Raw genomic sequence first — 14479 nt, forward strand, 5'->3', positions numbered from 1 at the left:
CCCGTTTTTTTATGCCCGGGTTTTAAGGCCTGGCCTCGGTGAAGCTTTGCTCGCGACCTGTGTCAGGGTCCTCCGGGGGTGGAGTGGTTTCTGTCTCCGCCTCCGGTTCAGGGCTCGGCTCAGGATTGACCGGGCTGTGCATCTGGTCCTGCACCACTTGTTCATCGACACGCGGGTCAAGACAAGCCACCAGCGGCGAACTCGACATGCTGTCCGGCATGGCGACGTGATGCAGCGGCGCATCGTCCACCTGATGCAGGTTGGTCACCGCTTTCGGGCGGATCCGCCACACCAGCACCAACGCGAAGAAACTGAAGAAGGCGTAGAGCATCTGACTGCCGAACATCTTCATCAGCACCCCGGCGACCAGCGGCCCGATACTGGCGCCGACACCGTAGGTCACCAGCAACATCGCCGTCAGCGACACCCGGCGATCGCCCTCGACGTGGTCATTGGAGAACGCCACCGCCAATGGATACAGGCAAAACTTCACCAATGCACAGAGGAAGCCGGCGATAAACAGCACCTCCAGCGGCACCTGCTTCATGATCGCCAGCGGCAAGGCGGCAACGGCCAGGAACAGCGCAAAACAGCGGATCAACAGCGCCCGGTCATAACGGTCAGACAACCAGCCCAACGGCCACTGCACCAGCAGGCCGGCAAAAATGCAGCTACCCATGAACAGACCGACCTGCTCCGTGGACAACCCTTGCTGCGACGCATACAGCGGCGCCAGACCGTAGAACGAACCGATGATCAGTCCCGCCCCCAGCACCGTACTCAACGACTGTGGCACGCGCTTGATGAAGAAGCGCGGCTCCATCGGCGCCGGGTGCAGAGGCGCCGGGTGAATCCGCCGGGTCAGGGCCACCGGCACCAGGCACAGGGCAAAGCACAGGGCGACCAGCATCAACAGCTCCAGACCGAGCGCCGGGTGCATGACCAGAATCAGTTGCCCCAGCACCAGGCCCAGATAGGACGCGATCATGTAACCGCTGAACACCGTCCCGCGTTGCGAAGCTTCGGCCTGCTCATTGAGCCAGCTTTCGATGACCATGTACTGGCACATCATGCCGAGGCCGACGATGACCCGCAAAAAGATCCAGGCAGGCAGCCAGTCCACCAGGCCATGGCCCAGCACCGCCGCCCCGACAATCCCGGCGCAGGCCGAATAGGCGCGGATATGCCCTACCCGGGCAATCAGCCGGTGACCGATCTTGCCCCCCAGCACCAGACCAAAATAGTTGGCCGCCATCAACGCACCGACCCACAGGCTGTCGACATGGTCGGCCGCCAGGCGCAAGCCCAGGTAAGTACTCAGCAGGCCCGAGCCGATCAACATCATCAGCGAGGCAAAATACAGCGCTCGAAAGGGTTTCCAGATTTGGCGCATCGGCGTTCCGAGCGGCTCCTTGCAGTGAGAAACGGGCTATCCGAAAAGATAGCCCGAAGACGAAGGTTCGTCAGGCCTGGGCGGCCAGGACACGGCGCTCCCAGGGTGTAATTTCATCAAAGAAGCTGGTCAACTCCAGGGTCTTCGAAGCGACGTAGCCTTCGATGAACTCCTTGCCAAACAGTTCCTTCGCCAATTGGCTACGTTTCAGACGTTCGAGAGCGGCATGCAGGGTACACGGTAACGAAAGATTATCCGGCACCTCGAACTCACCCTGGATCGCTGCGCTCGGCTCCAGTTCGTTTTCAATACCGTACAGCCCCGCCGCCAGGCTCGCGGCGATCGCCAGATACGGATTGGCATCCGCCCCTGGCAAGCGGTTCTCGACCCGACGAGCGGCCGGCGAACTGGCCGGAATACGCAAGCCGGCCGCGCGATTGTCGTGGGACCAGCAGGCATTGTTCGGTGATGCGAACGGATGGCACAAGCGCTGATAGGAGTTGACGTTCGGCGCAAACAACGCGGTGAAATCCGCCATGCCCGCCTGCTGGCCACCGATGAAGTGACGGAAGGTCGCGGTCGGTTCACCGGCCTTGTCGCTGAACACGTTACGCCCGCTGCCGATCTCGACGATGCTCTGGTGAATGTGCATCGAACTGCCCGGCGTATGCGCCAGCGGCTTGGCCATGCAGACCACGGTCAGGCCGTGCTTGAGCGCAACTTCCTTGAGCAGATGCTTGAACAGAAACGTCTGGTCGGCCAGCAGCAGCGGATCGCCGTGCAACAGATTGATCTCGAACTGGCTGACGCCCATCTCGTGCATGAACGTATCGCGCGGTAAACCGAGTGCCGCCATGCATTCGTAGACTTCACTGAAGAACGGACGCAAGCCGTTGTTGGAACTGACACTGAACGCCGAACAACCGTCCTCGCGCCGACCATCCAGGCCCAGCGGCGGCTGGAAGGGTTGCGTCGGGTCGGTATTGGGCGCGAAGACAAAGAATTCCAGTTCGGTCGCAACCACCGGCGCCAGGCCAAGTGCCGCGTAACGCGCGATGATGGCCTTGAGTTGGCCGCGGGTCGACAGGCTCGAGCTCTCGCCGGTCAGCTCGTCGGCATCGCAAATGGCGAAGGCTCGTGGCTGCTTGCTCCAGGGCAAGCGGTGGATGTGTGCCGGATCGGGCACCAGTGCCAGGTCGCCGTCATCGCTGCCGTAAAAACGCGCTGGCGGATATCCGCCCATGATGCATTGCAGCAGCACACCCCGCGCCATCTGCAACCGCCGTCCTTCGAGAAACCCCTCGGCTGTCATGACCTTGCCACGGGGCACGCCGTTCAGGTCAGGCGTAACACATTCAATCTCATCAATGCCCGTCAGTCGCTGTGCGAGTGAACGCTGGCCATCGGTTGTCATGACGCAATCCTTTGTTGTTGTGCAAGCCGCGAACGGCGACCGTACAAAATAGGCTCCGCCTGTTCGGAATATCAAGCACTGCAAACAAAAAGAACGTTACGGCAGATAAAGGCTGAACACGCCGCCGCCCAACGGGCCGCCATTGCTGATTTCGGTGCGTCCGCCGATGCCGTTGCGCTGATGCAACGCGGCAATCCGCCCGGCGAAATACAGACCCAGGCCGGTACTGCCGCTGCTGTGGTTGATGCCCTGCACGTAATCGGCCTGACGCTCGATCATTTCCGTCGGATAGCCTTCTCCATCGTCGTTGATCGTCAGCACCAGTTGCCCGGCCTCATCGCTGACGCTGATCAACACCGAATGACGGGCATACCGGATGGCGTTGTTAATGCAATTGCCCAGCACCGACGCAATCAGTTCCCGGTCGAAGAATCCAAGCGGGCTCAGCGGGTCCACTTCGTACGTCGCCATGATGCCGCGGCTGGCGAACACGTCCTGGTGACAAGCCAGCTGCGCTTCGATGAAGTCATCCAGTTCGTGGTAGGCCGGTTGCAACGGCATCTGATTGACGCCGAGTTTGTACAGCCCCAGCAACTGCACGAGCATGCCGTTGAGGTGGGCAAACTCGAAATCGATCAAGCCCTGCTCCGGGGTGTGTCGCGCCGGGTCGGGCAAGCGCGCCAGCCATTGGCTGTGGGCCTGCATCAACATCGCCAGCGAGTTCTTCATGTCGTGCACGGTGGAAGCGATCACCGTGGAGAAATCCAGTGCCGGGTTGTCTTGGTTCATCCGCTGAACGCCTTGATTTTCAGTTTCTGATAACGCGCATACCGCGCGTCGGTGTCGGGCATCAGGCCGACCGTTTTCAGGCAGGCCCGACATTCTTCAAGCTCCGCCGACGGCACGCTGGTGTCGGTGCCGTGCAGCAGTGACTGCGCCATGTTCAGCGCGATACTGATGTTCTTCGGTTGCATCGCCAGAGCTTTGCGGAATGCCGCCCGCGCCTCTACCAGGTTGCCGGTCTTGTACACCCGCACGCCTTGACGGTTGAGCTCCGCCGCATCATTGCCGGAGTTGAGGATGGTCGGGTCGTCGGTCAGTTTGGCGATGCTTTTCATCACGGTCGGATCGTCGCCATAGATTTCCACGCAGTTTTTCAGCATCGAGGCGCCGGCATCGGCCTGACCGAGCATTTGCAACTGCTTGGCCACCAACAGTGCCGCTTCGGCACTCATGAACTGCTCCATGCCATCGAGGCGCAACATGGCTTGCTCGGTGAGCTTTTCCGCGGTTTCGGCGTCATTGAGCAACAGGCTGGTGGCTTTCATCAGCCGCGCACGAATCTGCAGGCCCGGGTCGGACGGGTTTTCCTTGGCCACGGCACTCAGCGTGGTGTTGATCTCCAGCCGCGTGCGGGTATCCAGGCCTTTTTCGCTGCCCTTGCTGATCAACGCATGGGCCAGACCGAGGTTGCTTTCCGCGTCCTTGAAGCGTGACTGGGCGCCTTGGTTGACCGCCTGTCGATAAGCCTTGGACGCCGTGTCGAAATCTTCGTTGGCCATCGCCAACTTGCCCAGCAACGCTTGTCGGCGCACGGCCAGCGGCGACAAGCGAATCGCCTCCTCCAGCACTTGCTGCGCGGCCTTGGTATCGCCTTCGGCGACCAGCACATCCGCCATGCCGTCGTACAGCGCCGGCATCATCGGGAACACTTTCAGGGCTTTTTCGTAGACGCCTTTGGCCTGACTGACCTGACCGCGCTTGAACAGCAACTGGCCCAACCCGGCGAACGCCCACGGCAAAGGCCGATCGGCAATGATGCCGTCGTAGAGTCGCTCCAGCGCCTCATTCTGATTCAAGTCACGCAGGGCATCGGCGCGGTAGCGCAGGCACAGCGGCGAGTAGCGGATGTCCTGTTTGCACAGCGCGATGCAGGCATTGAGCACTTCGACCGGTTTGCCGCGATCGAGGGCCTGCAGGATCGGCTTGAGCAAGGTCTTGCGCTGCTCCAGACGCTCCAGACGCTGGGCCAGGCCCGAGCGGTTGAACGGTTTGGTCAGGTACGCATCGGGCTCGTGCTCCAGCGCACTGAGCACCATCGCCTGGCTAGTCTCGGCGGTGACCATGACAAACACGGCTTCATGGCTGATCAGCTTCTCGACCATCAGGTCTTCGAGCACCTGCTGACCATTCTTCTTGCCGTCACCGAGGTGGAAATCCTGCAGGATGAAATCGTAGGACTTCTGTGAACACATGCGCAGCGCCTGCTCGCCAGTGTCGGCGGTGTCCACGTCCTTGACGCCCAGCTCACGCAGCATGGAACGGACCGAACTGCGGAAATCGGAGAAATCATCGACGATCAGAAAACGCTTTTGGTGATACGACAGCATCGAAGATTTCCAGGCAATTTTAAGAAGAAGATCATGACTGTCCGGGTTATCGGCCAGCAGGGCCATTCACTTGAAGAAATGGGAGTGCGATCGCGCAATTGGGCCCGAGTTTGATGCGCCCCAGCACCCTGAATTTCCTGGTGGTGAGGCATCGGCACATCGGCGGGTGAGCGCGCACGAAAAAGCCCCGCCGGATGCTGGATCCTGGCGGGGCTTTCTTGACAGCCGAAGGGCTGGAATTTGATGGTGTCCCAGGGCAGGTTCGAACTGCCAACCTTCCCCTTAGGAGGGGGATGCTCTATCCAATTGAGCTACTGAGACACAAGTCGCCCGCGAGAAAACGCGGCGCGATGGACGGCGTGCATGTTAACGGGCGGGTCTGCGTTTGTCATGTCGTCCTTAGCGCTTTTTAAGTGTAGGCAGGCGCCCCTCGACAGCGAGGGATTTGTTTACCGTGCAAATTGCATCACCGCAAAAAGCCATCATTGCAAATTGCAATGCAGGCTCTTCTCGTGAACTTCCTAATTTATTGTTTTTAAAGGATTTAATAGGCGTTAGACTCTTGGCACGTCGGCTGCTTTAGCTGTTCTCAAGAACAACGGAGGCCAGCCTCATGAACAGCGCCCTTTTACTCTCGAACGCAATCGCTCTGGCGGTCTTGCTGGGCTTTCACTTTGCCCCCGAGAGCGGCGCCGAGCCGGTCGCCCAACGCATGCCCCATTACCTTCAAGTACAGAGGGCGCCGCAATTGGCGGTGCTGAGCGATCAGCACGGCTTTGTCAGTCAGGAAGTGAGCCAGGAAAATATCCTGCTGCCGGCGCCGTCTTCAGAACGCCTGGTATTTTGAACAACCCCCTCAGGAGCACAGCATGTCCAAATCAGCCGCAGGATTTTTCATCCTTGCCCTACTGAGCGGCATTCTTCATTTGTCACTGGTCCAGGACTCGGTTGTCACCCTGCCCCTCATTGCCTGCGGCGTTTTCAGCGCACTGTTCGTTCTGGCGCTGATCGCTGGCCGCAAGATCAAGTTCGACCCGGTCTTGCGCTGACTCGCAGCAGATTCAACAGATGGGCAGTCCAGCGCGAAGCCGCCCTCGTAATTATCCTCCGCACCTCTTCGCACCTCTTCGCAGCATTTGGCCTGCAGACGCTTTCGAGCTACCTCAAAGAGACTGTCCTGCAAAACCCGGAGGACTCTTCAAGTAAATCAGTCTGCCATCCATCCTGAATTAGCCTCCATGACGTGGTTGCCACTAGTAAATCGGCCATTTGCCACTATCCTGTACAAGGTAAGGAATCGTGATCGACTCCGCATGGCATGTGCTTCAGGTGTCTTCGGACATCACGGGCAACAGGACGCCGCCAGAGATACAGACTGGGCAAACATTTCAAAACCAGTCTGCATTTCTGATAATTGGTGCTGGCATAACGCCGGCATCCAGTTCAATATTTGTCACAGAATTGACGCCAATGAACTGGCTACTTTGAGGCATGATGCGAGCCTCTATCAATTCAGGTTGAACATTTGGCCAGAGTCCTTGTCCTATCAGACATCGTGCGGCCAATCCCGAGAACCGCTCCCCTGAACTAACCGGTTAAATATATGCGCCCATTGAAACAGGCAATTTATTCCAGCCGTACGGCTGACAAGTTCGTCGTACGTCTGCCAGACGGAATGCGTGAACGCATTGCCGAGGTGGCTCGCAATCATCATCGCAGCATGAACTCCGAAATCATTGCGCGCCTTGAGCAGAGTCTTATTCAGGAAGGCGCATTGGGTGAAGAGTTGAGCATGCGCCTGGACAGCCCGGAGCTGTCACTGCACGAACGCGAACTGCTGCAACGCTTCCGCCAACTTTCTCATCGCCAGCAAAACGCACTTGTTTCGCTGATTGCCCATGACGCCGAAATGGCCGCAGACGCATCCTGATTCATCCGAAAGCTCGAGCCAGCATAATTGCTGGCTTTTTTTTGCCTGAAATTCGGGCACAAAAAAACCCGCCGATAGGCGGGTTTTTCATATCTGGAAATCAGAGCAGGAAGATGGTCGCCAGCCCAAGGAAGATAAAGAAGCCACCACTGTCTGTCATAGCCGTGATCATCACGCTGGCGCCCATCGCCGGATCGCGCCCCATCTTCGCCAGGGTCATGGGGATCAACACCCCCATCAACGCCGCCAGCAACAGGTTAAGCGTCATGGCGGCGGTCATCACCACGCCAAGCGACCAACTGCCGTACAGCATGTAGGCGACAACACCGATCACGCCGCCCCACACCAGGCCATTGATCAGGCCTACGGCCAACTCCTTGCGCATCAGGCGTGACGTGTTGCCGGTACTCACCTGGTCCAGCGCCATGGCGCGAACGATCATGGTGATGGTCTGGTTACCCGAGTTGCCGCCGATACCCGCTACGATCGGCATCAATGCCGCCAGCGCCACCAGTTTCTCAATCGAGCCTTCGAACAAACCGATCACGCGGGAGGCAATGAACGCGGTGATCAGGTTGACCGCCAGCCAGGCCCAGCGGTTACGCAGGGATTTCCAGACCGACGCGAAAATATCTTCTTCTTCCCGTAGACCCGCCATGTTGAGAACTTCGTTTTCGCTCTCTTCACGAATCAGGTCGACCATTTCATCGATGGTCAGACGGCCGATCAGCTTGCCGTTCTTGTCGACCACAGGCGCCGAGATCAAGTCATAACGTTCGAACGCTTGTGCGGCATCGTAGGCATCTTCGTCCGGGTGAAAACTCACCGGATCGCTGGCCATGACTTCCGAAACTTGCTTTTCCGGGTCGTTGACCAACAGACGCTTGATTGGCAACACGCCCTTGAGCACGCCGTCGTAATCGACCACAAACAGTTTGTCAGTGTGACCTGGCAGCTCCTTGAGCCGGCGCAGGTAACGCAAAACCACTTCGAGACTGACGTCCTCACGGATCGTCACCATCTCGAAGTCCATCAGCGCACCGACCTGCTCCTCGTCATAGGACAACGCGGAGCGAACGCGCTCACGCTGTTGACCGTCGAGGGTTTCCATCAGCTCGTGGACGACGTCTCGCGGCAGCTCGGAGGCCAGGTCAGCCAGCTCGTCGGCATCCATGTCCTTGGCCGCGGCCAGGAGCTCGTGATCGTCCATGTCGGCGATCAGGGTTTCACGCACCGAGTCGGAGACTTCAAGCAGGATGTCGCCGTCGCGATCAGCCTTGACCAATTGCCAGAGCGTCAGACGGTCGTCCAGCGGCAGGGCTTCAAGGATGTAGGCGACGTCGGCGGAGTGCAGGTCATCGAGCTTGCGTTGCAGCTCGACGAGGTTTTGCCGGTGAACCAGATTCTCGACCCGGTCGTGATGCGGGCCTTCCTGGCGGTGAGTCAAATCTTCGACCACCCGCTGACGCTGCAACAGCTCAACGACTTGAGCGAGGCGGTCCTGCAGGCTCTCTTGCGTTTTCTTTACTTCAACTTCGGACATAGGCGAACTCCACTCCCAGCAGCGGGGCTCGCCGGAAGGATCAATCAGTCAATTCATGATTGGAAAAACGGTTTACTGAGTTACTACTGGGTAAGTCCATGGAGGTATTCCACAAGCCCCGGCGGGGCTGACGGGCGCAATGATACACCGCCCGACGGTTTTAAACGTTAAAAAATCTTGGCTGAAACAAGCGCTTGCGAGACAAACCTGAGCGTCATCCTGATCCATGAAAATGCGACGACTCATTCTGAAAAGAAAACACACCACCGCTGAAAAATGTAACGACTACCCTTGAGTCAGACCGTCATGGAGGACGTTTGATGCTATTGAATGCACAGTATTTTTTGCTGATCGCCCTGTTCTGCCTGCCGCTCGAGACATTTGCTGCAACCGTTCACCGATGCGAAGCAGCCAACGGCCGCATCACATTCACCACATTGAGTTGTGGGACCGGCGACAGCTTTTCGCTCCAGGAGGTGCGCACCTTTACTCCCGGCAGCACGATGGCCCTTATGCCGGAAGCGGACACGCGTGAAACATCAGGTATGAAAAACAAGAGGCGGGAGCCGACAGTCGTCGGCCAGACCGAGGACAAATGCGGGAACGTGATTAATGCGCGGGAGCGACGGGAAGCAATCATCAATCAACGGGTGGTTGCCGGCATGAGTCAGCAGGATGTCGAAAGCGCGCTAGGCAAGCCCGACAAGATCACGGTGCGCAATTCGGCCACGAGCTACCGTTACGACACCAGGCTGGGTCGCAGTGCTCACGTCGAGTTCGATGAGAAAGGATGTACCAAGGGAAAAGCCAAAACCCAGACGGCAAAAAGCCCGCGTTAAACGCGGGCTTTTTGGTGTTTGGTGCACTCGACAGGATTCGAACCTGTGACCGCTCGGTTCGTAGCCGAGTACTCTATCCAGCTGAGCTACGAGTGCATTTGTGGTTTTATACCAGATCACAACTGGTTGAAGCCAAGCTATTCACATTGCTGCAAACAACTCTTAAATGGTGCACTCGACAGGATTCGAACCTGTGACCGCTCGGTTCGTAGCCGAGTACTCTATCCAGCTGAGCTACGAGTGCATTTGTTGCCGCGCATTATAGGCCGTTTAATCTCTATGTAAAGCGCTTTTTTCTAGTAATTTCAACAACTTACCGAAAAAGCCAGATTACAACGTACTACGCAAATAATGGCGGAGAACGGGGGATTCGAACCCCCGACACCCTTTTGAGGTGTACTCCCTTAGCAGGGGAGCGCCTTCGGCCACTCGGCCAGCTCTCCGCAACACGGGGCGTATATTAACCAGCTTCTTCCCCGTTTGCAAACATAAAAAACGATAAAAATTAATGGCTTGGTTCTTCGTCCTTCTCTTTCTTTATACGCAGGTAAATTTCCTCACGGTGGACCGCAACCTCTTTCGGGGCGTTGACACCGATACGCACTTGATTTCCTTTAACGCCGAGCACGGTCACGGTGATTTCGCCATCACCAATAATCAGGCTTTCTGCGCACCGACGAGTCAGAATCAGCATACCTTTCTCCTCACGCATTTCATTTCAGGGACAACAGTCTGCAAAAAAAAGGCACTCGACCTACAACCTGAACGATCGCAGCCCTACATGCCTGAGTATTGACTAGCGCGGACAAAAGAACAGCTTCGGGCCGTGCCATTCAAAAAACAAAAGGGCGCGGTCAGACCGCGCCCTTCGGCAAACGCATCACTCGCCCTGTCGGGCCGGTGCGTCCAGTTCGAAAGCCGTGTGCAGAGCGCGCACAGCCAGTTCCAGGTACTTCTCTTCGATCACCACGGAGACTTTGATTTCCGAGGTCGAGATCATCTGGATGTTGATGCTTTCTTTCGCCAGGGATTCGAACATGCGGCTGGCCACGCCTGCGTGGGAGCGCATGCCGACGCCGACGATCGAGACCTTCGCGATCTTGATGTCGCCAACGACTTCGCGGGCACCGATCTCGCGAGCGGTGTTTTCCAGCACGGTTTGCGCGGCCTGGAAGTCATTGCGGTGCACGGTGAAGGTGAAGTCGGTGGTGTTATCGTGCGCAACGTTCTGCACGATCATATCGACTTCGATGTTCGCGGCGCTGATCGGGCCGAGAATCTTGAATGCAACGCCCGGGGTGTCTGGCACGCCACGGATGGTCAGCTTGGCTTCATCGCGATTGAAAGCGATGCCGGAAATGATCGGCTGTTCCATGGTTTCCTCTTCATCAATAGTAATGAGGGTGCCCGGACCCTCCTTGAAGCTGTGCAGTACGCGCAGCGGAACGTTGTACTTGCCGGCGAACTCGACCGCACGGATCTGCAACACCTTGGAACCGAGGCTGGCCATTTCCAGCATCTCTTCGAAGGTAATCTTGTCCAGGCGCTGGGCCACGGACACCACACGCGGGTCGGTGGTGTAGACGCCGTCGACATCGGTGTAGATCTGGCATTCGTCAGCCTTCAAGGCTGCCGCCAGCGCTACGCCGGTGGTGTCGGAACCGCCACGACCGAGGGTGGTGATGTTGCCGTGCTCGTCGACGCCCTGGAAACCGGCGACAACCACCACGCGACCTGCTTTCAGATCACCGCGAATCTTCTGGTCATCAATCTGCAAGATACGCGCTTTATTGTGCGCGCTGTCCGTCAGAATCCGCACCTGGTTGCCGGTGTAGGACACCGCTGGCACACCGCGCTTGATCAGCGCCATGGCCAGCAGGGCAATCGTCACCTGCTCACCGGTGGAGACGATCACGTCCAGCTCACGCGGAACCGGTTGGCCGTCGCCACTGATTTGCTTGGCCAGATCGATCAGACGGTTGGTTTCGCCGCTCATTGCAGACAGCACAACCACCAGGTCATCGCCGGCATCGCGGAATTTCTTAACCTTGTCGGCGACCTGCTCGATTCTCTCGACAGTGCCGACCGAGGTGCCTCCAAATTTCTGTACGATCAAAGCCATTTCAAAGCCGCCTCTGCCCATGAAGGGCGCCCAAATAATCACTCAAACAGCGTTCCGGCCCGCCACTAGACCGCGGGCCGGACACACTGCCTTATAAACCCTGCTCTACAAATGGAACGGTCAGGGCCAATGCGGCATCCAGTGCGCCAGCGTCAGTACCACCGCCCTGCGCCATGTCCGGACGACCACCGCCCTTCCCGCCCACTGCTGCAGCGGCTTGCTTCATCAAATCACCGGCTTTGAGTTGGCCAGTCAGGTCTTTGGTTACGCCTGCAACCAGAACGACCTTTTCCTCATGGACACTGCCGAGCAGGATCACTGCGCGGCCGAGTTTGTTTTTCAGTTGATCGACCAGCGCCAGCAGCGCCTTGCCGTCCTGACCGTCCAGACGCACGGCCAGCACTTTCACACCCTTGACGTCCAGGGCAGAGGCCGACAGATCGTCGCCCGCCGCGCTGGCAGCCTTGGCTTGCAACTGCTCGAGTTGCTTCTCCAGCAGACGGTTGCGCTCCAGCACAGCCGACAGCTTGTCGATCAGGTTGTCGCGGCTGCCCTTGACCAGGTTGGCCGCTTCCTTGAGTTGTTCTTCCGCTGCGTTCAAGTATGCCAGCGCTGCGGCGCCGGTGACCGCTTCGATACGACGCACGCCCGAAGCCACACCGCCTTCGCTGATGATTTTCAGCAGGCCGATGTCGCCGGTACGGTTGGCGTGGATACCGCCGCACAGTTCGACGGAGAAATCGCCGCCCATGCTCAGCACGCGCACGTTGTCGCCGTACTTCTCGCCAAACAGCGCCATCGCGCCTTTCTTCTTGGCGGTTTCGATGTCGGTTTCTTCGGTTTCAACGGCGGAGTTCTTGCGAATCTCGGCGTTGACGATGTCTTCCAGCGCCTTCAACTGCTCAGGCTTGATGGCTTCGAAGTGGCTGAAGTCAAAGCGCAGGCGCTGGCTGTCGACCAACGAGCCTTTCTGCTGAACGTGGTCGCCCAGCACTTTACGCAGCGCGGCGTGCAGCAAGTGAGTGGCCGAGTGGTTCAACGAAGTGGCGTGACGTACGTCGGCTTCAACATGGGTTTCAACCGGAGCGCCGATCAACAGGCTGCCCGAAGCCAGTACGCCGTGGTGCAGGAACGCGCCGCCGGTTTTGGTGGTGTCACGCACGTCGAAACGGCCGCTGCTCGATCGCAGATAACCGCAATCGCCGATCTGACCACCGGATTCAGCGTAGAACGGGGTCTGATCGAGAACGACCACGCCCTCTTCGCCCTCACTCAGAACGTCGACCGACTGCCCGTCTTTATAGAGAGCAACGACTTTCGCCGAACCGCTGGTGGCTTTGTAACCGGTGAACTCGGTGGCCACGTCAACCTTGACCAGGCTGTTGTAGTCCAGGCCGAAGGAACTGGCGGAACGGGCACGGACGCGCTGGGCTTCCATTTCGCGTTCGAAGCCTTCTTCGTCGATGGTCAGGCTGCGCTCGCGAGCGATGTCGCCGGTCAGGTCCATCGGGAAACCGTAGGTGTCGTAGAGTTTGAACACCACGTCGCCCGGCACCACGTCGCCCTTGAGTTCGGCCAGATCCTGCTCGAGGATCTTCAGGCCGTGCTCCAGGGTCTTGGAGAACTGCTCTTCTTCGGCTTTCAGCACGCGTTCGATGTGCGCCTGCTGGGATTTCAGCTCAGGGAACGCTTCGCCCATTTCGGCGACCAGGGCCGCAACGATCTGGTAGAAGAAGCTGCCCTTGGCCCCCAGTTTGTTGCCGTGACGGCAGGCGCGACGGATGATCCGGCGCAGCACGTAGCCGCGGCCTTCGTTGGACGGCAGCACGCCGTCGGCAATCAGGAAACCGCAGGAACGAATGTGGTCGGCCACGACTTTCAGGGAAGCCTGTGCGTCGTTGGTGCAGCCGATGGCCTTGGCCGATGCACTCAGCAGGCTCTGGAACAGGTCGATTTCATAGTTCGAGTGAACATGCTGCAGCACGGCACTGATCCGCTCCAGGCCCATGCCGGTGTCGACCGACGGTGCTGGCAGCGGGTGCAACACGCCATCGGCGGTGCGGTTGAACTGCATGAACACGTTGTTCCAGATTTCGATGTAACGGTCGCCGTCTTCTTCCGGCGAGCCCGGTGGGCCGCCCCAGATGTCGGCGCCGTGATCGTAGAAAATCTCGGTGCAAGGGCCGCACGGGCCGGTATCGCCCATGGTCCAGAAGTTGTCGGACGCGTACGGCGCGCCTTTGTTGTCGCCGATGCGAACCATGCGCTCGGCTGGAACGCCGATTTCCTTGGTCCAGATGTCGTAGGCCTCGTCATCGCTGGCGTAGACGGTGACCCAGAGCTTTTCTTTCGGCAGGTTCAGCCACTTGTCGGAGGTCAGGAAGTTCCAGGCGTAGGTGATCGCATCGCGCTTGAAGTAATCACCGAAGCTGAAGTTACCCAGCATTTCGAAGAAGGTGTGGTGACGGGCGGTATAACCGACGTTTTCCAGGTCGTTGTGCTTGCCGCCGGCGCGCACGCATTTCTGGCTGGAAACGGCGCGGGTGTACGCGCGCTTTTCCTGGCCCAGGAAGCAGTCCTTGAACTGGTTCATCCCCGCGTTAGTGAACAGCAGGGTTGGGTCGTTGCCCGGAATCAAAGAGCTGGAGGCTACACGGGTGTGGCCTTGCTCTTCGAAGAAGCGAAGGAAGGCTTCACGGATTTCTGCGCTTTTCATTAGGTTCTTCCACGGAGGCTGCGGCCAAAGGCCTGTGCGAAACGTCAACAGACGAAGCGACGGCAAAGGGCCGCATTATATCGGCCCTGCGCGCGGGGTACAGCGTGTTTATACGATAGAAACGGTCAATTG

The 14479-nt window shown here is 58.5% G+C and carries 12 protein-coding genes and 4 tRNA genes; 4 read left to right on the top strand and 12 right to left on the bottom strand.

Annotation, left to right across the window (positions count from 1 at the left end):
• Positions 1-22 precede the first annotated feature (22 nt).
• The 5 genes from KJF94_RS19375 to KJF94_RS19395 all read right to left on the bottom strand — a co-directional run bounded on the left by KJF94_RS19375 (position 23) and on the right by KJF94_RS19395 (position 5518).
• The gene (locus KJF94_RS19375) at positions 23-1393 is read right to left on the bottom strand and encodes an MFS transporter (RefSeq protein WP_214377975.1); all 1371 of its coding nucleotides are present in this window, start codon (positions 1391-1393) and stop codon (positions 23-25) included.
• Positions 1394-1463: 70 nt separating this feature from the next.
• A complete protein-coding gene (locus KJF94_RS19380) occupies positions 1464-2705 on the bottom strand; it encodes a glutamine synthetase family protein (RefSeq protein WP_214384910.1) in 1242 nt (413 codons plus the stop codon).
• Positions 2706-2903: 198 nt separating this feature from the next.
• Positions 2904-3596, bottom strand: coding sequence for a sensor histidine kinase (locus KJF94_RS19385; protein WP_214377977.1), 693 nt, complete (start codon positions 3594-3596; stop codon positions 2904-2906).
• Positions 3593-5197: a tetratricopeptide repeat-containing response regulator gene (locus KJF94_RS19390; protein WP_214377979.1), complete on the bottom strand. Its 1605-nt coding sequence runs from the start codon at positions 5195-5197 to the stop codon at positions 3593-3595. The genes KJF94_RS19385 and KJF94_RS19390 overlap by 4 nt, the downstream gene beginning before the upstream one ends.
• Positions 5198-5441: 244 nt before the next feature.
• Positions 5442-5518, bottom strand: a tRNA-Arg gene (locus tag KJF94_RS19395).
• Between the two features lie 292 nt (positions 5519-5810).
• On the opposite strand from KJF94_RS19395, the gene KJF94_RS19400 reads away from it, so the two are divergent.
• The 3 genes from KJF94_RS19400 (at position 5811) to KJF94_RS19410 (ending at position 7127) form a co-directional block, all read left to right on the top strand.
• A complete protein-coding gene (locus KJF94_RS19400; protein WP_214377981.1) occupies positions 5811-6044 on the top strand; it encodes a hypothetical protein in 234 nt (77 codons plus the stop codon).
• A gap of 22 nt (positions 6045-6066) precedes the next feature.
• Positions 6067-6246 carry a PA3371 family protein gene (locus KJF94_RS19405; RefSeq protein WP_214377983.1) on the top strand — a complete coding sequence of 60 codons (180 nt, stop codon included), beginning with the start codon at positions 6067-6069 and terminating at the stop codon, positions 6244-6246.
• A 554-nt stretch (positions 6247-6800) separates the two neighbouring features.
• The gene (locus KJF94_RS19410; protein WP_003178899.1) at positions 6801-7127 is read left to right on the top strand and encodes an Arc family DNA-binding protein; all 327 of its coding nucleotides are present in this window, start codon (positions 6801-6803) and stop codon (positions 7125-7127) included.
• 100 nt (positions 7128-7227) lie between these two features.
• Here KJF94_RS19410 and mgtE read toward each other — a convergent pair whose 3' ends face one another.
• Positions 7228-8670, bottom strand: a complete 1443-nt coding sequence (gene mgtE / locus KJF94_RS19415) for a magnesium transporter (RefSeq protein WP_214377984.1) — start codon at positions 8668-8670, stop codon at positions 7228-7230.
• 320 nt (positions 8671-8990) lie between these two features.
• Here mgtE and KJF94_RS19420 point away from each other — a divergent pair, with 320 nt between their 5' ends.
• Complete coding sequence (locus KJF94_RS19420) at positions 8991-9509, top strand: cell envelope protein SmpA (RefSeq protein WP_214377986.1); 519 nt, start codon at positions 8991-8993, stop codon at positions 9507-9509.
• Positions 9510-9528: 19 nt separating this feature from the next.
• Here the strand turns inward: KJF94_RS19420 and KJF94_RS19425 are convergent.
• From KJF94_RS19425 to alaS, 6 genes are all read right to left on the bottom strand, one after another.
• A tRNA-Arg gene (locus KJF94_RS19425) sits at positions 9529-9605 on the bottom strand.
• Positions 9606-9676: 71 nt separating this feature from the next.
• Positions 9677-9753 (bottom strand) — tRNA-Arg (locus tag KJF94_RS19430).
• A 108-nt stretch (positions 9754-9861) separates the two neighbouring features.
• Positions 9862-9952: transfer RNA gene (locus tag KJF94_RS19435), tRNA-Ser, on the bottom strand.
• A gap of 62 nt (positions 9953-10014) precedes the next feature.
• Positions 10015-10203 carry a carbon storage regulator CsrA gene (gene csrA, locus KJF94_RS19440; RefSeq protein ID WP_002554426.1) on the bottom strand — a complete coding sequence of 63 codons (189 nt, stop codon included), beginning with the start codon at positions 10201-10203 and terminating at the stop codon, positions 10015-10017.
• A 186-nt stretch (positions 10204-10389) separates the two neighbouring features.
• The gene (locus tag KJF94_RS19445; RefSeq protein WP_031319071.1) at positions 10390-11631 is read right to left on the bottom strand and encodes an aspartate kinase; all 1242 of its coding nucleotides are present in this window, start codon (positions 11629-11631) and stop codon (positions 10390-10392) included.
• Positions 11632-11722: 91 nt separating this feature from the next.
• Complete coding sequence (gene alaS / locus KJF94_RS19450; protein WP_214377988.1) at positions 11723-14347, bottom strand: alanine--tRNA ligase; 2625 nt, start codon at positions 14345-14347, stop codon at positions 11723-11725.
• Positions 14348-14479: the final 132 nt, after the last annotated feature.

Source organism: Pseudomonas hormoni (assembly GCF_018502625.1).
Lineage (GTDB): Bacteria > Pseudomonadota > Gammaproteobacteria > Pseudomonadales > Pseudomonadaceae > Aquipseudomonas > Aquipseudomonas hormoni.